The sequence below is a fragment of the Halopseudomonas nanhaiensis genome, assembly GCF_020025155.1.
In the GTDB taxonomy this organism is placed as follows: domain Bacteria; phylum Pseudomonadota; class Gammaproteobacteria; order Pseudomonadales; family Pseudomonadaceae; genus Halopseudomonas; species Halopseudomonas nanhaiensis.
Genome location: NZ_CP073751.1, coordinates 537,819 through 556,996, shown reverse-complemented (window position 1 = coordinate 556,996; position 19,178 = coordinate 537,819). Strand labels below are relative to the sequence as shown.

At 62.1% G+C, this 19,178-nt stretch carries 16 protein-coding genes; 6 read left to right on the top strand and 10 right to left on the bottom strand.

Annotation, left to right across the window (positions count from 1 at the left end):
• Positions 1-85: 85 nt before the first annotated feature.
• Both KEM63_RS02510 and KEM63_RS02505 read left to right on the top strand, forming a co-directional pair.
• The gene (locus KEM63_RS02510) at positions 86-1,435 is read left to right on the top strand and encodes a DUF4397 domain-containing protein (protein WP_223654643.1); all 1,350 of its coding nucleotides are present in this window, start codon (positions 86-88) and stop codon (positions 1,433-1,435) included.
• Between the two features lie 59 nt (positions 1,436-1,494).
• Positions 1,495-2,268: an NRDE family protein gene (locus KEM63_RS02505; RefSeq protein ID WP_223654642.1), complete on the top strand. Its 774-nt coding sequence runs from the start codon at positions 1,495-1,497 to the stop codon at positions 2,266-2,268.
• Here the strand turns inward: KEM63_RS02505 and ptsP are convergent.
• Together ptsP and rppH are read right to left on the bottom strand one after the other, a co-directional pair.
• Entirely contained in the window at positions 2,256-4,523 is a 2,268-nt protein-coding gene (gene ptsP, locus KEM63_RS02500) for a phosphoenolpyruvate--protein phosphotransferase (RefSeq protein ID WP_223654641.1), read from the bottom strand. The genes KEM63_RS02505 and ptsP overlap by 13 nt on opposite strands.
• A 2-nt stretch (positions 4,524-4,525) precedes the next feature.
• Positions 4,526-5,017: an RNA pyrophosphohydrolase gene (rppH, locus tag KEM63_RS02495; protein ID WP_223655793.1), complete on the bottom strand. Its 492-nt coding sequence runs from the start codon at positions 5,015-5,017 to the stop codon at positions 4,526-4,528.
• A 156-nt stretch (positions 5,018-5,173) separates the two neighbouring features.
• On the opposite strand from rppH, the gene KEM63_RS02490 reads away from it, so the two are divergent.
• On the top strand, positions 5,174-5,830 hold the full coding sequence (locus KEM63_RS02490) for a histidinol-phosphatase (protein WP_223654640.1): 657 nt from the start codon (positions 5,174-5,176) through the stop codon (positions 5,828-5,830).
• A 398-nt stretch (positions 5,831-6,228) separates the two neighbouring features.
• On the opposite strand, the gene KEM63_RS02485 is transcribed toward KEM63_RS02490, so the two are convergent.
• Complete coding sequence (locus tag KEM63_RS02485; RefSeq protein ID WP_223654639.1) at positions 6,229-7,422, bottom strand: class I SAM-dependent rRNA methyltransferase; 1,194 nt, start codon at positions 7,420-7,422, stop codon at positions 6,229-6,231.
• A gap of 112 nt (positions 7,423-7,534) precedes the next feature.
• On the opposite strand from KEM63_RS02485, the gene KEM63_RS02480 reads away from it, so the two are divergent.
• On the top strand, positions 7,535-8,419 hold the full coding sequence (locus tag KEM63_RS02480) for an HDOD domain-containing protein (protein WP_223654638.1): 885 nt from the start codon (positions 7,535-7,537) through the stop codon (positions 8,417-8,419).
• A 54-nt stretch (positions 8,420-8,473) separates the two neighbouring features.
• Complete coding sequence (locus KEM63_RS02475; RefSeq protein WP_223654637.1) at positions 8,474-8,986, top strand: glycine cleavage system transcriptional repressor; 513 nt, start codon at positions 8,474-8,476, stop codon at positions 8,984-8,986.
• A gap of 50 nt (positions 8,987-9,036) precedes the next feature.
• On the opposite strand, the gene KEM63_RS02470 is transcribed toward KEM63_RS02475, so the two are convergent.
• From KEM63_RS02470 to KEM63_RS02440, 7 genes are all read right to left on the bottom strand, one after another.
• Positions 9,037-9,324: an encapsulin-associated ferritin-like protein gene (locus KEM63_RS02470; protein ID WP_093391179.1), complete on the bottom strand. Its 288-nt coding sequence runs from the start codon at positions 9,322-9,324 to the stop codon at positions 9,037-9,039.
• Positions 9,325-9,350: 26 nt separating this feature from the next.
• Entirely contained in the window at positions 9,351-12,251 is a 2,901-nt protein-coding gene (locus KEM63_RS02465) for a hybrid sensor histidine kinase/response regulator (protein ID WP_223654636.1), read from the bottom strand.
• A gap of 124 nt (positions 12,252-12,375) precedes the next feature.
• The gene (locus tag KEM63_RS02460; RefSeq protein ID WP_223654635.1) at positions 12,376-13,200 is read right to left on the bottom strand and encodes an SDR family NAD(P)-dependent oxidoreductase; all 825 of its coding nucleotides are present in this window, start codon (positions 13,198-13,200) and stop codon (positions 12,376-12,378) included.
• A gap of 95 nt (positions 13,201-13,295) precedes the next feature.
• Positions 13,296-14,672, bottom strand: coding sequence for a Trk system potassium transporter TrkA (gene trkA, locus KEM63_RS02455; protein WP_223654634.1), 1,377 nt, complete (start codon positions 14,670-14,672; stop codon positions 13,296-13,298).
• 99 nt (positions 14,673-14,771) lie between these two features.
• A complete protein-coding gene (locus tag KEM63_RS02450; RefSeq protein ID WP_223654633.1) occupies positions 14,772-15,461 on the bottom strand; it encodes a response regulator in 690 nt (229 codons plus the stop codon).
• A complete protein-coding gene (locus KEM63_RS02445; protein WP_223654632.1) occupies positions 15,458-16,897 on the bottom strand; it encodes a sensor histidine kinase in 1,440 nt (479 codons plus the stop codon). The genes KEM63_RS02450 and KEM63_RS02445 overlap by 4 nt, the downstream gene beginning before the upstream one ends.
• 2 nt (positions 16,898-16,899) lie before the next feature.
• Positions 16,900-18,348 (bottom strand): TrkH family potassium uptake protein, encoded by a 1,449-nt coding sequence (locus tag KEM63_RS02440; protein ID WP_223654631.1) that lies wholly within the window; start codon positions 18,346-18,348, stop codon positions 16,900-16,902.
• A gap of 206 nt (positions 18,349-18,554) precedes the next feature.
• Here KEM63_RS02440 and KEM63_RS02435 point away from each other — a divergent pair, with 206 nt between their 5' ends.
• A complete protein-coding gene (locus tag KEM63_RS02435) occupies positions 18,555-19,109 on the top strand; it encodes a TetR/AcrR family transcriptional regulator (protein WP_223654630.1) in 555 nt (184 codons plus the stop codon).
• Positions 19,110-19,178 lie beyond the last annotated feature (69 nt).

Below are 19,178 nucleotides of genomic sequence, written 5' to 3'. Positions count from 1 at the left end.
GTATAGCTTTTGTAAAGGTCATGAACTGAACTTGTGGTCGGCGATGCAGCAGTGCGCCATTTCCATCCACACAAGGAGTATCCCCGTGAACCGTCTTCTCATCATGCTGGTCGCGCTGATGTCTCTGGCGCTGGGCGGCTGCCTCGGTGGCAGCAGCAGCAACGATTCACCTGTCGCGCCCCCTGCGGGCGATCCCGGAGCCGATCTCCGCGTGTTCCATGCTGCAGCGGACGCTCCCGATGTCGATATCTATATCAATGGCACTCGTGCTATTGCGGCGCTGCCGTTCGGTGAAGCGACGTCCTTTACGCGTGTACCGGCCGAGCCGCTGACGGTGGCCGTCCGCGCGGCCGGCGCGGATAGCGCTTCGGAGCCGGCTTTCGAGACCACCATCACGCCTGTGGCCGATACGGCCTACACCGTAGTGGCGTACGGGTTGCTCGAAGGCAGTGATGCAAACGCATTCGATCTGTTGACCATCATGGATGACCGCGACACACCTGCAGAGGGCTTCTTCCGCCTATTTCTCCTTCACGCGGCGGTACAGGCCGGTCCGGTTGATGTATACCTCGACACGGAGGAGGCACTGGGTGAGCCCGTCATCAGCGACTTCGCTCCGGGAGAGGACACCGACAACTATCTGGAACTGCCGGTCGACAGCTACCGCGTACGGCTGACCTCGGCGGGTGACGATACCGTGGTCTACGACTCCGGCTTCGTCGATTTCGAGAACGGCCTTTCCTACTTTGTCGGCGCCATTGACCGTGAGTCCGGACTGTCTCCAGTCTCGCTGGTCGCGCTGCTCAATGACCCGGCGTTCGTAACGCTGGAAGATCAGCGTGCCCTGGTCCGCGCGATGCATTTGTCACCTGACGCGCCGACGGTCGATGTGCTGGTCGACGGAGAGCCTGTGGGCGTCACTGCGAGCTTTCGCGATATCAGCGAGTATCTGACGGTGTTGCCGGGTACCTATCGGATTGGTGTCGCGGCGCAGAACACCACAAGCCCCGTCGCCGAGCTTGAGGTCGAAGCCGAGGCCGGGATGGCCTACAGCGTGCTGGCGACCGGTCTGCTCGGTGGCAGCGGTAATACCGCCTTCGAATTGCGCACCCTGGTCGACGAGCGCAGCCCTGTCGAGGGAGACAACGTGCTGGTTCGCGTGATTCATGCGGCGCCGGACGCTCCCGATGTGGACGTGCTCGCAAACGGCGCCATTCTTGCCGGGCTGGCGGGCGTACCGTACTTCACGGCGTCGGACTACTTCGAAGTATCAGCCGGCAGCTATGATCTGGAAGTACGACCCGCCGGCGGAGGTGACGGCACCGCAGTGATCGATCTACCCGGAACCGCGCTGGCTGCAGGCAGTATCTACACGGTCATCGCGACCGGCCTGCTCGCCGACGGGCTGCAACCGGTAGTGGTGGTCGACCCGTAAGAGGCCGTTCCAGTCGAGCCTGCCCTCACGCTACACTGCCGGCTCGACTGGAGATTGCGATGTGCTTGATTGCCTTCGCCTGGCAGCAAGCCGGGCACCGTCTGTTACTGCTCGGGAATCGCGACGAATTTCACGCCCGCCCGACGCGCCCTGCTGCGTTCTGGGACGAAGACGGTCACCCGGACCTCCTCGCAGGGCAAGATCTGCAAGCGCGCGGCACGTGGCTGGGCGTGACACGCAGCGGCCGGTTTGCCGCGCTCACCAACGTCCGCGCTTCCGGGATGGCGGTGGGTACACGCTCGCGCGGTGAACTGGTTGCAGGCTTCCTCGCATCATCGGTGTCCCCCCAGGCGTATCTCGAAGAGCTCGCACCTCGCTGCACGGAGTACGGCGCTTTCAATCTGCTGGTCGGCGACCGCGACCTGCTCTGTTACCTCAACAGCCGGGAAGCAATACCGAGCGCACTTGCCCCCGGGTACTACGGCTTGTCCAACGCTTCGCTCGACACAGCCTGGCCCAAGCTCGTCGCGCTGCGCTCCGGCCTGCAGGAAGCCGAGCAGGGCTCTGCCGAGCAGCTGATTGCCCTGCTGGCCGATCCGCAACAGTACCCCGACGAGCAGCTGCCGCGCACAGGTGTAAGCCAGGAATGGGAGCGGGCACTTTCGGCGGCATTCATCATCGGTGAGACATATGGCACAAGGGCCAGCTCGCTGCTGAGAATAACGGAGGATGAACGAATCGAATTCGTTGAAAGAAGTTTTGGTCCGAACGCCACTCCACTCGGCGAGGTGCGCTACGAATTCCAGACGGAAAGCCGGCCTCAGCGACCCTGACTGAGTACCCTGCCCAGCCCCATGTTGCGCAAGGCCAGATGCAGGGTTGCTTGAACCAGGTGCGGATTGTCCAGCTCGATGACCTCGTCGAGTAACGCCTTGGCATCGCTCAGGGTGATCTGCCGGAGCAGCCACTTCACGCGCGGCAGGTTGGTCGCATTCATCGATAGCACATCGCAACCCATGGCCATCAGCAACACCGCAGCGGCCGGGTCTCCTGCCATCTCTCCGCACACGCTCATCGGCTTGCCCGCTTCCCGGCAGGCGGCAGACACCCTGATCAGCGCCTGCAACACGGCCGGATGCATGGAGTGATAGAGATCGGCAACGCGTGGATTGTTGCGATCCACTGCCAGCAGGTATTGGGTGAGGTCGTTGGTACCCACCGAAAGGAAGTCGACCAGTTGAATCAGCTCACGCGCCTGGTACACGGCAGCAGGCACTTCAATCATCACGCCCACCGGTGGCATCGGCACGTCGACGCCTTCGTCGAGCACCTCGCTGTAGGCGCGGTGAATCAGATGCTGAGCCTCTTCGACCTCGAACGGGCTGCTGATCATGGGCAGCATGATTCGCAGGTTGTTCAGCCCCTGGCTGGCCTTGAGCATGGCACGGGTCTGCACCAGGAAAATTTCCGGGTGGTCGAGCGTGACGCGAATGCCACGCCAGCCGAGGAACGGGTTGTCTTCCTTGATCGGGAAATAGGTCAGCGCCTTGTCACCACCGATGTCGAGCGTACGCATAGTGACCGGTAGCGGGTGGAAGGCCTCCAGCTGCTCGCGATAAGTCGCCTGCTGCTCCTTCTCGCTGGGGAAGCGGTCCTTGATCATGAACGGTACTTCGGTGCGGTACAGGCCTACCCCTTCAGCGCCACGATCCAGTGACCTGGCCACGTCTGCCAGCAGGCCGGTATTGACCAGCAGCGGCATGCGGTGTCCGTCCGGCGTGACGCAGGGCACATCGCGCAGCTGTTCAAGGCCCTGCACCAGCTCGCGTTCTTCGCTGATCAGCTCAAGGTAGTGGCGCCGCAGCTCTGCAGAGGGATTGCAGTAAACCTCACCGTGATTACCGTCGACGATCAGTTCGAGACCGTCCATCCGGGTGTACGGCAGATCGAGCGCACCCATGACCGTCGGCACGCCCATGGCCCGGGCGAGGATGGCGACGTGTGAGCTCCCGGACCCAAGGACCGAGACCAGACCGACCAGCTTTTCCTTGGGCACCTCGCCAAGCATGACCGGGGACAGCTCTTCGCTGACCAGAATCGTCTGGTCCGGAAACACCCGTTCCTGCCGTCCGGCTTCCTGCAGGTAGGCCAGAATGCGCCGGCCGAGGTCCTTGACGTCCGAGGCGCGCTCGCGCAGGTACGGATCATCCATCAGTTCGAACCGGGTCACGTGTGCGGTGACCACGTCGCGCAGGGCGCCCTGCGCCCACTGGCCGCGGTTGATGACCTCGCGTACCTCGTTACCCAGCGCAGCGTCGTCGAGCATCATCTGATACACATCGAACAGCGCCAGCTCTTCAGGACGCAGCTGCGGAGACAGCTTGACCGAGAGCGCCTGCATGTCGCTGCGCACCGCTGCAACCGCATCGCGGAACAGATCAATTTCTGCCTGGATGTCAGTGACGGTCTTGTCCGGCACCGCCTTGAGATCGGCCGGAGGCAGAATCACCACGGCCTGGCCGATGGCAACCCCCGGAGCGCCCGGGACGGCATCGAAACGGGTGTCCTGAACGACCTCCCCGCCCCAGCCAAGCCCGCGGATCGATCCGGTTGCCTCGGCGTGGGCGATGACGCCCGCCAGCTGGGCGCTCATGGTCACCAGGAAGGCTTCTTCACCTTCGTCAAACTGGCGCCGTTCCTTCTGCTGAACGACCAGCACACCCATCACCCGGCGGTGGTGGATGATCGGCACGCCGAGGAAGGAGGCGAAGCGCTCCTCACCGGTCTCGGCAAAATAACGAAAGCGGGGATGCGAAGCGGCATCCTCCAGATTGACCGGCTCCTCACGCGCTCCGACGTAACCGATCAGACCTTCATTGGTGCCCATGCTGACGACGCCCACGGCGGCCTTGTTCAAGCCTTCCGTTGCCATCAGCACGTAGCGGGTCGAGTCGGGGTCGAGCAGATAGACCGAGCACACTTCTGTGCCCATGGCGCCTCGCACCCGCTGCACGATGATATCCAGGGCGCTGGTCAGATCCCGTGCGGAATTGACCTCCTGGACGATGCGGCGCAGCGTTGCGAGCATGCTCAACACTCCGAGAGTTCGCCGAGCGGCAGGCGCGGCGCCAGTTCCTTCATCGCCCGCCGATAGACGTCACGCTTGAAGGCGACCACTTGGCCGAGGGGATACCAGTAGCTGACCCAGCGCCAGCCATCGAACTCGGGCTTGGCGCTCTTGGTCATGCAGACGCGTGCTTCGTCAGCGGTGAGGCGCAGCAGGAACCATTTCTGCTTCTGCCCGACACACACCGGCTGGGAATGGCTCCGAATCAGGCGCTGCGGAAGACGGTAACGCAGCCAACCGCGGGTGCAGGCGAGAATCTCGACATCTTCCGGCATCAGGCCGACTTCTTCGTGAAGTTCCCGATACAGGGCCTGCTCAGGACTCTCGTTCCGCTGGATACCGCCCTGCGGAAATTGCCAGGCGTCCTGACCGATGCGGCGAGCCCACAGCACCTGCCCCAACCCATTGGTCAGGATAATGCCTACATTTGGACGGAAACCATCGGGATCGATCACAGCCTGCATCTCTTTTCATGCTATTCACCGCATTGTTCCACAAAGACGCTCGGGGCAGCAATTGCCTATATCCGCAGGCAGTCAAGCATTTGCAGGGCGACTGCTTTATGCTTCGCTCTGACAGGAAAAACAATCACTTCGACGGGGAGCTCTCCGGTGGCACTGGCAATTTTCGATCTCGACAATACCCTTCTCGGCGGCGACAGCGATCACGCCTGGGGCGACTTCATCAGCTCGCGCAATCTGGTCGATGCACAGGCCTACCGCGCGCGTAACGATGCGTTTGCCGAAGCGTATGCAGCGGGTACGCTGGACATCGAAGAGTATCTGAACTTCGCCTTGGAGCTGCTCGGCCAGCATCCCGATGACCAGCTCGACGCCTGGCATGCGGAATTCATGGCTGCCAAGATCGATCCGATCATACTGCCGGCTGCGCTCGATCTGATCGAGCAGCACCGCCAGGCCGGCGACACCTTGATGATCATCACCGCGACCAACCGCTTCGTCACCGCTCCCATAGCGCGCAAGCTGGGGATAGACATTCTGCTGGCAACCGAATGCGAGCGTGCCGAGGGTCGTTACACCGGCCGCACCACGGACGTGCCCTGCTTCCGTGAGGGAAAGGTGACGCGCCTGCAGCGCTGGCTGGAAGAAAACGGGGAGAGTCTGGCGGGCAGTTACTTCTACAGCGACTCGCAGAACGATCTGCCGCTACTGCGCATGGTCGACCACCCGGTCGCGGTGGACCCTGACGATACGTTGCATGCGCACGCGCTGGCGCACGCCTGGCCGGTAATCAGTTTGCGCGGATAACGACGCGGCGGACTCGGGTGAAGTTGATGTAATGACCCGTGCTGGCTCACCGATTAGGGCGGTAAGCGCTGTTGATTACCGTGCGCACCGCCTTCCACAGGCAGAGGGTGCCGCAAGACGCCGTGAATCCATCCCTGGAGGCTTCACCAAAACATCCCTGTTTTGGAGACTTGCTCTACCCTCCGCCTGTGGAATGCTCGTACAGACCGTGTGCGGGCGACAGGTTTTTGATCCGACGCCTCGCAGCCCAACGCGAGCCGCAAGACCGGCCCCGGGCCGGGCCGTCCGCGGCAGGGATGCCGCGGCCGAGCTACATGGATGTACTCGCTGCGTGTCCGGCCCGGGGCCGGTCTTGCGGATCGCTTGCACGGACCGGCAAGCACCGGTTTTCTACAAGCTCAAACAGGCAGCACCCGGCAAAAATACGCCTTGATATACCCGGTCTCCGGAATAGCCGGATGCAGCGGATGGTCGGCGCCCTGAAAGCCGCGCTCGGCAATGACCAGATGGCGGTCCAGATGTCGGCTGGAGGCCAGCAGGATGTCGCGCAGGCTGTCTTCCGCCAGGTGCATGGAGCAGGAGGCCGAGACGAGAATGCCATCGCGATTGAGCAGACGCATTGCCTGCTCGTTCAGCCGGCGGTAAGCCCCTTCACCGTTGCGGATGTCCTTGCGCTTCTTGATGAAAGCCGGCGGATCGGCGATGACTACGTCGAACTTTTCCCCAGCGGATTTGAGTTCGCGCAAAGCGTCCATCACGTCGCCTTCCACCACAGCCATCTTTTCGGCCACGCCGTTCAGCTGCGCGTTGTGCTCGACCAGATCCAGCGCGGGCGCGGAGCTATCGACACACATTACTTCACTGGCGCCGAAGACGGCGGCCTGAACACCCCAGCCGCCGATGTAACTGTACAGATCGAGGACTCGCTTGCCGTTGACGTACGGCGCCAGGCGCGCGCGGTTCGTGCGGTGGTCGTAGAACCAGCCGGTTTTCTGTCCATGCCAGACGGGCGCTTCGAAGCGCACGCCGTTTTCTTCCAGCGCCACCCGCTCGGGCACATCTCCATGGGCGACCTCGACATAGGCCGAGAGCCCTTCAAGGCTCCGCGCGGCGTTGTCGTTCTTGAACAGTACGCCTGCAGGCTTGAAAACCTGTACCAGCGCCTCGACCACCGCGTCCCGCGCCTGCTCCATGCCGGGCGTGGAGATCTGCACGACGAAATGATCACCGAAGCGATCGATCACCAGCCCGGGCAGCAGATCGGAATCGCCGTAGACCAGTCGGTAGAACGGCTTGTCGAAAAGTTTTTCGCGCAAGCTCAGTGCCACCTTGAACCGATGCACCAGCAATGACTTGTCCAGGCGATGGTCGACGTCCCGGCTGTGCAGCCGTGCGCAGATGAGATTGTTCGGGCTGACCGTGGCCAGCCCCAGCGCCTTGCCCTGCGCGCTTTCGATTACCACTTCCTGCCCGGCTTGCAGCGCAGTGAGAGGCGTCTGGTCAATATCCACCTCGTTGCTGAACACCCAGAGGTGTCCTCCCTTCAGGCGACGGTCGCTGTTGGATTTCAAGCGCAGGCTGGGAAGGTTCATGCAAACTCCGGAACGAGGGAAATGAAAAACACGAGGCCGCGCATTATACGGGTGCCAAGCCGCGCGGTCTCCGGCTAAACTCGGCATTCGGGCCATTACAGAGTAGCAGTCGATGGGAAACGATCTTACGGATGAGCAGATCAGGCACGCACTGCAGGGCATCAGTGTGCCGCCGCAACCACAGATCATGGTCGATCTGCAGATGGAGCAGGTCATGCCGGACCCGGATCTCAAGGTCATCGCGCGCCTGATCAGTCAGGACCCGGGCCTCTCCGGCAGCCTGCTTAAGATCGTCAACTCGCCCTTCTTCGGCCTGGCCAACCGCATCACCTCGATCCAGCAGGCGGTCAACCTGCTTGGCGTCAGGCGGGTCATCAACATCGTCAACGCACAATCCATTCGCGGCGAGCTGACTGACGAAAACATCGTCAACCTGAACCGCTTCTGGGACAGCGCCCAGGACGTAGCCATGACCTGCATGACACTGGCCAAGCGCATCGGCTGTCTGGAACCGGACGAAGCGTACGCGCTGGGGCTGTTCCACAATTGCGGTATCCCGCTGATGCTGGCGCGCTTTCCCTACTATATCGAAGTGATGGAGGAGTCCTATTCGCAGGCTGGCCAGCGAATCGTGGACATCGAGAACCAGCGCCTGAACACCAACCACGCGGTGATCGGCTATTTCACCGCCAAGTCGTGGCTGCTGCCGCGGCATCTGTGCGAGGCGATCGCCAGCCACCACAACGCCCAGCAGGTCTTCGCCGAGCCCAGCACCCGTGATGTCGAGCTGAAGAATCTGCTGGCGGTTCTGAAGATGGCCGAACACATCTGCCAGGCCTATCGCGTGCTGGGTAACAGCCAGAACGACCACGAGTGGGACGCAGTCGGAGCGCAGATACTCGAATATGTAGGTCTATCCGAATACGATTTCGAGAATCTCGAGGCGTCCTGCCAGGACATGATGGCGACCGGGGACGGCCGCTACTACCATGACTGACCGCGCACCCGCGCCAAACCACGCGCCAGAGGCGCCACAGATCAGGAGCCATGCATGACCACTCCGCTCGTACTCACGGTAATCTCGGCAGACAAGCCGGGCCTCGTCGAAAGCATCGCCCAGGCCATTACCCGCCACGGTGGCAACTGGCTGGAGAGCCGCATGGCGCGCATGGCCGGGCAGTTTGCCGGGATTCTGCGGGTCGACATCGCCAGCGACAGGGTCGACGCCCTGCGCCTGGATCTGGACGCGCTGAAGGCGCAGGAAATCAACATACAGGTCACAGTCAGCGGCATGGCTGATGAAGGTGAACACAGCGTGCTGCACCTGAGCCTGGTGGGCAACGATCGGCCGGGCATCGTTCACGAGGTGTCGCAGATACTGGTGAGCCACGGCGTGAACGTGGAAGAACTGGAAACCCAGTGCACGCCGGCACCCATGAGTGCCGACATGCTGTTCCGCGCGCAGGCCCGCCTGGGCGTGATGCCGCAGACGGATCTGGTCGCCCTGCGCAATGATCTGGAAAATCTGGCTGACGACCTGATGGTCGAACTCAGCGAGGACTGAGCGGCCGACAACCAAAGCACAGCGGACGCAACGTCCGCTGCCGGACTGCTTCAGTCGTGATCGATCGGGGCGTCCTTGAACAGGAACTTGCGCAGCTGTTCGTCGAAGCCAGGGTCACGTCGACGGATCCATTCGAGCATCATCGCTGCGTGCTCCTTCTCCTCGTCGCGATTGTGCTGCAGCAGCTTGCGCAGCTCCTCGTCCTTGGTCGCGTCCATCCGCTGGTTGTACCAGTCTACGGCCTCCAGTTCCTCCATCAGCGAAACGATCGCCCGGTGCATGTCGCGGGACTCGTCGCTGAGTTCGGACGTCGGCTCGTGATAACCTTCATTGGACATCGGTCTCTCCTCTCTACATCACAGGTTCATCGATTACCCGATTGCTGCCGCACAACCTCCATCACCGCATCACGCAGGTCCTGAATTTGCAACGGCTTGGTCAGATACACTGCGACATCCAGGTCGGCCACGCGTTCCCGGTTCTCTGGCGTTACACCGGCGCTGATGACGATCACCGGCAGGTCCCGGGTGCGCGCGCTGCTGCGCAGTGAGCGCAACACCCTGTCGCCTTGCATGTCGGGCAGATCGATATCCAGCAGCAACAATTGTGGCGGCCGCTCGCCGATGCGGTGCAGCGCCTCGAGACCGTTTGCAATCATCGTCACCCGCGCCATGTCGGCCAGCGCGTGCTCCACCAGAATGCGGCTGGAGCGATCGTCTTCGACGTACACCACATCGAGCAGCTCGCCGCCAGGCTGCGCGCCGGATCGGCGTGACTCAGGTTCGGGCGTTGCGGCAGGCAGTTCGACCCAGAAGCAGCTGCCCTTGCCTTCCTCGCTTTCGTAACCCAGTTGCCCGCCCATGAGTCCGGCCAGCTCGCGACTTAACGACAACCCTATTCCCGTGCCCTTGATGGGACCGTTTTCGTGCCCCAGCCGCTGAAACGGCTTGAACAGCTGCCGCTGGTTGAGCCGGCTGATGCCGACGCCGGTATCGGTAACGCGAAGCTGCCAGCGGCCCGCTACCGCCACGCAGTCGAGCGTAATGATGCCCTGCTCGCTGTTGTACTTGATGGCGTTGCTGAGCAGATTGAGCAGTATCTGTCGCAGCCGCCGTGGCTCAGCCTGCACCAGCACGCCCTGCTCCGGCGCATGGATCACCAGCCTCAAACCGGCGGCATCGATTTCCGGCCGGACCTGCTCGACGCACTCGTGCAGCACATCGCAGCCGTCCACGGTTTCCAGGCGGATTTCCGGGCGCTCGGCCTCGATGCGCGCAAGATCGAGAACGTCCTCGACCAGAAGCGCCAGATGCTGCGTTGCCTTCAGAATTTCTTCCACCTGATGCCGGAAGCGACGATGCTCCGGGCCCGAAGACAGATCGAGCTCGAGCAACTGGGCAAACCCCTGAATGATATTCAGCGGGGTCCGCAGTTCATGGCTCATGCTCGAAAGAAAGCGACTCTTCGCAAGGTTGGCAGCCTGAGCCTGCTGACTGGCGCTGCGTAACGCCTCCTCGGTTGCCTTGAGCGCGCCGATATCCACATGCGTGCCGGCAATTGCCGCCGCCCGGCCTGCTTCATCCCGCCGCGACACGCTTCCTCGGCCGAGTACCCAGTGATACCTTCCGGACCCGTCGCGCAGGCGGTATTCCGCTTCGATCTTGCGGCGCTCGTCAGGCGGCAACAGACTGCTTCGCGCGGCCTGCAGGTCATCGGGGTGAACGCGGCGGAGAAATTCACTCAGCACGAGCGTATCGGAACCCAGCGCCAGGCGCTCGGGAAGCCTGCCCTGGAAATGAATCTGCTCACTGGCGACGTCTACCTCCCACAGACTCTCGGTAGTCGACTCCAGGACCCGATCGACCTGCCCGCGCGCGCGTTGGCGGCCATGCTCGAGCTCGGCCAACTGACGGCCGACCTCACGCGTCGTGTCAGCCATCAGCTCCAGCTCGACGATGCGCGTCGGGGCGGCCTGCGGATGCCAGTTGCCACGGCCGATCTCCTTCATCATGTCGCCGATGCGCTCGATGGGGCGCTGGAGCTGGCGGCTGAGCTGCCGTGAACGAATCCACATCCCGGCGAAGAACACCAGATAGAACAGGATCAGCCCAACGATGAGCAGCAGGCCGATATTGCGGTAATGCCGGGCCAGCTCGTTTGTCTGCGCGAAAATGGCACCCTCATCGACGATGGTAAGCAAGTGCCAGCCGGTCTCCGGGACTGTGGCCCAGGCCGCCAGCTTCGCCTGGCCGTCGAGAGACAGCGCGATCACCCCGCTGTCCTCCTCTTCGAGCCGGTAACCCAGTTCGCGCATGTCGAGCCGCTGAACCAGGTTGAAGTCGCCCGGCTTGAAGATCTCCTGGCGGATCGCTTCGTTGTAGCTGTAGTCGGTGAGCTCGGTCAGCTGCAGGTCCTTCTCGCCCTGGGCCGGCAGCGCCATGATGTTCAGCTCCTCACTGACCAGCACCGCGTACCCGCCCCACGGGACTTTCAGACGGGCGATTTCACCGAGGAGGTTGCCGACAGTAATATCGAGCCCGGCGACCCCTTCGAGAAAGTCTTCGTCGTACACCGGGGAGAGCGCCGACATCATCCAGCCAAGCCCCGCAGGATCGAGGTAGCTGTCGGTCCAGACGACCTTGCGCTCAGGGTTATTCTCGGCATCGGCCAGGTAATAGAAGTTGTACTGCGCGATGTCCATGTCGTGCGGATACTGATCCCGCGTCTGAAACCAGGGCCAGATTCGGTTGTAGCTGTCATGGCTGTTGAAGTACACCGCGGCGACCAGAGCATTGTTGCGCTCGATGTCGCGCATCAGGCCATCGAGCTGCGCCAGCCGCAGGATCTTTTCCTCGTCCTGTGCCGCAGCGGGCGTTACTGAGGAATAGAACGAAGCCGGGCGGCCATCGTAACTGCTGCTGTACAGCACGCCGGCAGGCGTACGTTCGAGGCGCCCGAGCTCGGCCGGATCATCCAGATAGCCGGGGCGCGAGAGGACCTCGCTGACCTGTCCGGAAAACAGTCCGACGAGTTCACTGACCGTCTGAAGCTGCTCGCTGACCAGACGTGCTTCCTGCGAGGCCACCGCTTGAAGGTCGGTGAGTGCGGTACTGCGCAGATGCTCGAGTTGCGCATCGCGTATGGCGTTGTTGCTGAGCAGATAGGCAGCGACCAGAACGGTCTCCACCAGGATCAGAGGAATGAGCGCGCTCTGCACGAAAGCGCGCCACATCCAATGGCGCAAGCTGACTGAGTTCTGATTCACTACCGGAGTCCATGGCAACGTGACGACAACGCATTGTGAACCAATGCGCCGTACAACGGGATACCCCTTGCGGCGATCGTTTCCGCACTCCGTGCCTAGCCCGGCCTGGCGTCAGGCATCGACACTAGCGCCCGATGTAGCCCGGATTGAAGACCACGTCGTCCTGCTGGATCATTTCAAAGATGTCACGCGCCGGTACGGCCGGGTCCTCCCAGTCTGCGGCGCGATCGCCATCACCCACCTCAGGTCCGACCGAGTGCTTGCTGATATGGGTACGCATCCCGCCCGGGGCGGCAATGTAGACCTTGATGTTGTCTTCCTTCAGGCCTTCGGCTGCGGCCTGAAACAACCCGTGAATGGCGTGCTTGCTCCCCGAATAGTGCCCCATGCGAGGAGGTGCGGCGCGCATGCCGAGAATAGACGACACATTCAGGATGGTTTCCCCGCCCTGCTTGCGCATGATCGGGATCACCCGTTGCGCAAGGTCGGCATACGCCCAGTAATTGACTTCGAACAAGTGCTGGGCCTGCTCCAGATCCATCTGTTCAAGCGTCGCCAGATAAGAGTAACCGGCGTTGTTGAACAGATAGTCGATCCGCCCGTAGGCCTCCATCGCTTCGTCGATCACCCGCGGGCGCTGGTCCGGCTTGGCCAGGTCGGCTTCGACCACCACGGCTTCGCCGCCCTGGGACCGGATCTGCTCGGCCAGCTGGTGCGAGGGCTCGATACGCACGTCGACCAGCACCAGCTTCATGTCGTTCTTCGCGGCGAGCAACGCGAGTTCGCGACCCAGCCCATAGCTGGTGCCGGTAATCACTGCGACCTTGTCGGCGAACGGGTTGTCCTGTGCCCGAGCTGGTGCCGCGGCGAGCATCAACGACAGCATGAGCGCAACCGCGTAGCCTACCAAGCCGAGCTGAACACGCGGCGCCAATGGGAAAGCTGTCATCTGGGGTTCTCCTTGTAGCGTAACGAACCGGATAACCTTAGCGGATGGACTGCGGCGCGCTGGCGCTTTGAAACATTTCGAAGCACTCCGCGCACTCAGAGGTAGGCAAGACCCACCTGAAACAGCCGTTCGATGCGTGCAACGTCGCGCTTGTCCGGCACGAACAGGATGACGTGGTCACCATCTTCGATGACGGTGCGGTCGTGGGCGATGATCACCTGATCCTGGCGTACCAGTGCCCCGACCGTGGTGCCGGCAGGCAGCGGTAGCTCACCGATTGAACGCCCCACTACCTGCGAATTCCGTGCATCGCCGTGGGCGACGGCTTCCAGGGCTTCGGCCGCGCCTCGTCGCAGCGAGTGCACGGCTACCACATCCCCTCTGCGCACGTGAGCCAGCAAGGCTCCCACTGTCGACAGCTGAGGCGAGACGGCGATATCGATCAGTCCGCCCTGTACGAGATCGACATACGCCGGGTTGTTGATCAGCGTGATGACCGTGCGTGCACCCAGCCGCTTGGCCAGCATCGATGCCATGACATTGGCTTCGTCATCGTTGGTCAGGGCGAAAAAAACGTCAGCCGCTTCGATACTTTCCTCGACCAGCAGCTCCCGATCCGACGCATTGCCGTACAGTACGACCGTGCCGCTCAGCTGATGCGAGAGCTCCTGGCAGCGTAGCTGATTGCGCTCGATGATCTTGACCCGGTAGTCCCGCTCGATACTCGCTGCCAGGCGCGCACCGATATTGCCACCGCCGGCGATGACGATGCGCTTGTACGGCCGTTCGCGCCTTCGCATTTCACTCATGACCTTGCGAATGTCCGGGCGCGCCGCGATGAAGAACACTTCGTCATCAGCTTCGATCACCGTATCGCCGCGCGGGACGATGGGGCGGTCCTTTCGAAATATGGCGGCAACACGGCTGTCGACCGACGGCATATGGTGTTTGAGGGAGGCGATTTCCTGACCGACCATAGCGCCGCCATAGTCGGCACGCACTGCAACCAGCTGGGCGCGTCCGCTGGCAAAGTCAACAACCTGCAGCGCGCCGGGATGCTCGATCAGCCTCTTCAACTGACGGGTCACCAGCTCCTCGGGACTGATCAATACATCGATCGGAACAGCCTCGCGGCGGAACAGCTGCTTGTCACAGGAGAGGTAATCCGCCTCGCGGATCCGCGCGATCTTGGCAGGAATATTGAATAGGCTCTGGCCAACCTGACAGGCGATCATGTTGATCTCGTCGCTGCTGGTCACTGCCACCAGCATGTCGGCATCCTGTGCCCCGGCCTGGGCGAGAATCTGCGGATGGGATGCCGAGCCGACAATGGTGCGCACATCCAGTCGATCCTGAAGCATCCGAAGCCGCGGCACATCGGTGTCTACGATCGTGATGTCGTTGTCTTCGCCGGCAAGATGCTCTGCCAGCGTACCGCCAACCTGACCTGCGCCAAGAATGATGATGCGCATCTGGAAACTCCGAAGCTATCGCGTGTGACGATTGTCCGCTGCCTCGGCGTAAACAAACCATGCCAGCCTGATCGGCCAGGAGTAAACAAACCGCAAACTTCAGCCGTCGATGCCGCCTATGAATCGATAGCCAACCCCGGCTTCGGTTTCCACGTAGCGCGGCGCCGTGGGATCGTCGCGGAGCTTTGCCCGAAGCCTGCCCACGAAAATGCGCAGGTAATGGGTATCATGACTGTGGTGCGGCCCCCATATTTCCTTGAGCAGCTGCTGCTGCGTGACGATTCGTCCGGGATGGGCAATCAGACAGCGCAGGAGCTCGAACTCCTTTCGCGAAAGGTGGATGTCTTCGCCATCGAGGACGGTCCGGTGTGCCTGCAAATCGACTTTCAGGTAGCCATCGTCGAAGCCCGCCGGGGGCACGTCGATACTTGAGAACGTGCGCAACACCGAGCGAATCCGTGCGAGCAACTCGTTCGCTCCAAACGGTTTTTCCACGTAGTCGTTCGCTCCGCTGTCCAGCGCCATCACCTTCTCGCGTTCGCTGTTGCGCACCGACAGCACGATCACCGGGCCGAGGAAGAATTCTCGCAGACGCTGCAGCAGCAGCTGACCGTCCATGTCCGGCAAACCCAGGTCCATGATGATCAGGTCCGGGTCGCGCAACGCCGCCTGCTCGAGTCCGGAGCGACCGTCGGATGCCTCTATCAGCTGATAACCCTGTGAGCCCAGGCAGATGGTCAGAAAGCGACGGATCTGCGGCTCGTCGTCAATGATCAGAATGTGCGTCATGCGTCGGCTTCTCGGAGGTTGTCGGGCAGGATAAGCGGCAGGCTGAGCCGAAACACGGTGCCACGTCCCGGCGCGCTTCGGTAAACCCGGGCCGCGCCCCGGTGCGCGCCAAGAATGCCCTGGCATATCGCCAGGCCGAGACCTGTGCCAGCGGCGTACTGATCGCCATGGCTGAACGTGTGAAACATGTCGAAGACCCTATCCCAGGCCTCCGGGTCAATCCCGGGTCCGTTGTCTCCTATGTCCAGATGCACCCAGTCGGCTTCGTGGCAGGCTGCGATGGTCACTTCTCCGCCGGGCGGTGAAAAGCGCAAGGCATTTTCCGCGACATTGAAGACGGCCTGTTCGATCAACGCGGGGTGGACATGAAGCAACGGCATATCTACCGGCAGGTCCACCCGAATCTGCATGTCGCCTTGCAACGGACGCAGCCGTCGAAGCACTACGCTGACGATATCGTCGATACCGACCCAGTCCCGGTCGAGCGTGAGCTCGCCGTGTCCCAGGCGGGTCATGTCGAGCAGCTTCTGTATGTAGCGATCCAGCCGCCGCGCTTCGCTGAGCGTGTTCTCCAGCAACTCCGCGCGCTGTTCTCGATCCAGTGCCTCGGCCAGGTCGATGAGACTGGATACCGAGCCGATCATGGTCGCCAGAGGCGTGCGCAAATCATGGGAGATCGACGACAGCAGTGCCGAACGCAGCTGCTCGCGCTCCTTCACCAACGTCTCCTGACGCAGCGATTCGGCAAGCAGGACCCGGCTCCACGCAAGCCGGGCGAGACTGATGAGGGTGTCCAGGCGTGCTTCATCATGGCTTGACAGCGGGGCCTCCCGACTCTGCAAGACGCCTCGGGGCCTGCGCGCAAGATCAGCGAACCAGATGGTGCATCCCTGCGCCTCGTTACGCCAGGCAACCTCCTGGGGCTGTCCCGCAGGGGGCGGCGCATCGCCGGGCGGCACGCGTTCGAGCCGGCGCCCCATTGCGGCCTCTACCTGTTCGGCCAACACATCGATCACCGCTGCGTCACTTACGCAGGCCGAGAGCGCCCGCGCGCATTCCATCTGTTGCTCGCTCCAGCGTTGGCTGTCCCTGAGGGCGACAACCTTTTCGTTCAGGCGAGCGGCCAGATGACCGGTGATCACGGCGACCATCACCAGCAGCACCGCCGTCAGCACATCTTCGCTGTGGAACATCTCCAGCGAATAACGCGGTTCGGTAAGAAAGAAGTTGTAGGCGAGAAAACTGAAGATGGCGCATAGCAGAGCCGGCCGAACTCGGCTGTAGATCGACGTGATCAGCACGCCGGCCAGATAGATCATTGCCAGGTCAGCGCTCGGCAGCAGCGGCGCCAGTGCCAGGGATACCGCTGTCGCCAGCAGAGGCACCAGAACCGGAAGCGTGAGCAGCCCGATCTCGCGCCAGCGAAACACCAGCATTCTCAACCCCGCCAGAACATGGGCGTGAACAGTACCATCATGGTCAGCAACTCCAGACGACCCAACAACATGGCGAAGGATAACAACCATTTCGCAGCAACGGGCAGGGACGCGAAGTTGCCCGCCGGTCCGACTACATTGCCTACACCCGGACCCACGTTGGTCAGTGCTGTGGCCGTGGCGCTGACGCTCGTCAGCAGGTCAAGCCCGAGCAGAGCGAGCAGCAGGGTAATGACGCCCAGTGTCAGGAAGAACAGGAACGAGAATGCCACCGCAGAGAGAATGATGTCATCCTGGACCGGTCGGCCGTTGTACTGGGTGATGAAGACGCCGTTCGGATGTACCAGCTTGCGAACCTGCGAGCGCAGGAACAGATAACTGAGCTGGAACCGAAACACCTTCATCCCGCCGCTGGTCGAGCCTGAACACCCGCCAACGAACATGACCAGAAAGAACAGTGCGATGCTGAACGGCCCCCACAACAGGTAATCGGTCGAGGCATAGCCGGTGGTGGTGATCACCGACACCAGGTTGAACGTGGCCTGGGTCAGCGCCTCGAACGGTGCATACTGCCGATCAGCTATCAGCACCGCAGTCAGACTCAGACTCACCGCCGCGACGATTCCCAGCAATCCGAGTGCCTGCTGATTCTTGAGCACCGCGAGACTCGGCCTGCGCACGAAGGCGATGAGCATGGTAAACGGCAGCGCGCCGATCAGCATGAAGGTAATGGCTATCCACAGGATACCGGGGCCGAAGCGCCCCATGGATCGATCATCCGTCGCGTAGCCGCCGGTGGAAACCGTCGTCATGGCGTGATTGATGGCATCGAACAGACTCATGCCGGCCGCCCAGTAGCTCAGCATGCACGCCAGGCTGACTCCCATATAGGTCAGCAGGAGCATGCGAGCCAGCGATTGAATGCGCGGCATGGATTTGTCCGACCAGTCCGACGACTCGGTGTGGAACAGGCGCATGCCGCCCACACGGAGAAACGGCAGGATCGAGACCGCCATTCCGATCACGCCCAGCCCGCCGAGCCATTGCAGTATCGAGCGCCAGAGAAGAAGGCTCGCCGGCATGTCCTGCAGCCCCGCCAAGACCGTCGACCCCGTGGTGGTAATACCCGATACCGCTTCGAACACCGCATCGGTCAGGGACAGATCGAAGTGACTGAAAAACAGCGGTAGCGCACCGGCCAATGACATCATCACCCAACTGAGGCTGGTCAACAGGTATAGCTGCCGAGCGATGAGGTTGAACTGGGCGTGCCGACAGCCGAACACCATCGCGCCCCCGGCCACGCCCGCGACGCCCGCAGATTGAAGAAATATCAGAGTTTCCGGATCGGCGCGCAGCCATGCAAAACCAGCCACGCCGAGCATCATGCTCGACATGATCAGCACCAGAAAGCCGCAGACATAAATCACAGGACGCAGAAAGCCGAGCATTTGAACCTCGCAGCAGATAGCGCACAGGCTAGCGTCGAGGGGGATAAACAAACGATCCGCAGTTCAGCCGGTACGCATAAACATTGCGTAAACCGGGCTTTCCGACTGGCGACGTACGGGGCACTTACAACAACGCCGTGCGCGCCGCGCCGCCCTGGCAGAAAAAGATCTTGACGAGCCCCTCAAACCTACCATACGGTAGGTGCATGAACACCAAGACAGAGATACTCGCCACCGCCGCCGACCTGCTTCAGAAGCAGTCGATGAATGGCTTCAGCCTGCAGGACGTTGCCGATCGGGTCGGCATCCGCAAGCCCAGCCTCTTTCATCACTACCGCAACAAGGAGGCCCTGGTCAGCGACGTCATCGAAACGAGCATCAATGCCTTTCGCGCCCGTGTCGATGCGCTGCAGGATCAGCCCCCCGCTCGCCAGCTGGAGGCCTTCTTTTCGGTGTATCTCGGCAACATTGGCGCGGGCAGTCGGCTGTGCCCGGTTGGCGGTATCCTCGGAGATTGGGACCACCTGCCGCAACAGCTGCAACAGCGTGCCCGGCGTCTGCTCGATCTGCAGCAGCAATGGCTCGAGCGTATCGCCATGACAGGCGGATATGCGGGCAACGAGAGCGACGCGCGGGAATGGGCCGAGGAGATACTGCTGAATGTACAGGGGGCTCTGGTGCTGGGCCGGGTGAGACACTCGCCGCTGCCACTCGAGCGGGCCGTGGCCAGACTTCGCCAGCGGCTGGCCCGACAACAGTAACGCCATCGTACTGCGACCGAGGCACCTGCTTCCGGTCCGGCGAGGAACAACTCAGCGTGATAAACCTAC

Coding starts and splice junctions, on each gene's coding strand:
- KEM63_RS02470 (WP_093391179.1), bottom strand. CDS start 9,324: ATGTCCAATGAAGGTTATCACGAGCCGACGTCCGAACTCAGCGACGAG.
- KEM63_RS02480 (WP_223654638.1), top strand. CDS start 7,535: ATGGGAAACGATCTTACGGATGAGCAGATCAGGCACGCACTGCAGGGC.
- KEM63_RS02475 (WP_223654637.1), top strand. CDS start 8,474: ATGACCACTCCGCTCGTACTCACGGTAATCTCGGCAGACAAGCCGGGC.
- KEM63_RS02435 (WP_223654630.1), top strand. CDS start 18,555: ATGAACACCAAGACAGAGATACTCGCCACCGCCGCCGACCTGCTTCAG.
- KEM63_RS02460 (WP_223654635.1), bottom strand. CDS start 13,200: ATGACAGCTTTCCCATTGGCGCCGCGTGTTCAGCTCGGCTTGGTAGGC.
- KEM63_RS02450 (WP_223654633.1), bottom strand. CDS start 15,461: ATGACGCACATTCTGATCATTGACGACGAGCCGCAGATCCGTCGCTTT.
- KEM63_RS02505 (WP_223654642.1), top strand. CDS start 1,495: ATGTGCTTGATTGCCTTCGCCTGGCAGCAAGCCGGGCACCGTCTGTTA.
- KEM63_RS02445 (WP_223654632.1), bottom strand. CDS start 16,897: ATGCTGGTGTTTCGCTGGCGCGAGATCGGGCTGCTCACGCTTCCGGTT.
- KEM63_RS02485 (WP_223654639.1), bottom strand. CDS start 7,422: ATGAACCTTCCCAGCCTGCGCTTGAAATCCAACAGCGACCGTCGCCTG.
- ptsP (WP_223654641.1), bottom strand. CDS start 4,523: ATGCTCGCAACGCTGCGCCGCATCGTCCAGGAGGTCAATTCCGCACGG.
- trkA (WP_223654634.1), bottom strand. CDS start 14,672: ATGCGCATCATCATTCTTGGCGCAGGTCAGGTTGGCGGTACGCTGGCA.
- KEM63_RS02440 (WP_223654631.1), bottom strand. CDS start 18,348: ATGCTCGGCTTTCTGCGTCCTGTGATTTATGTCTGCGGCTTTCTGGTG.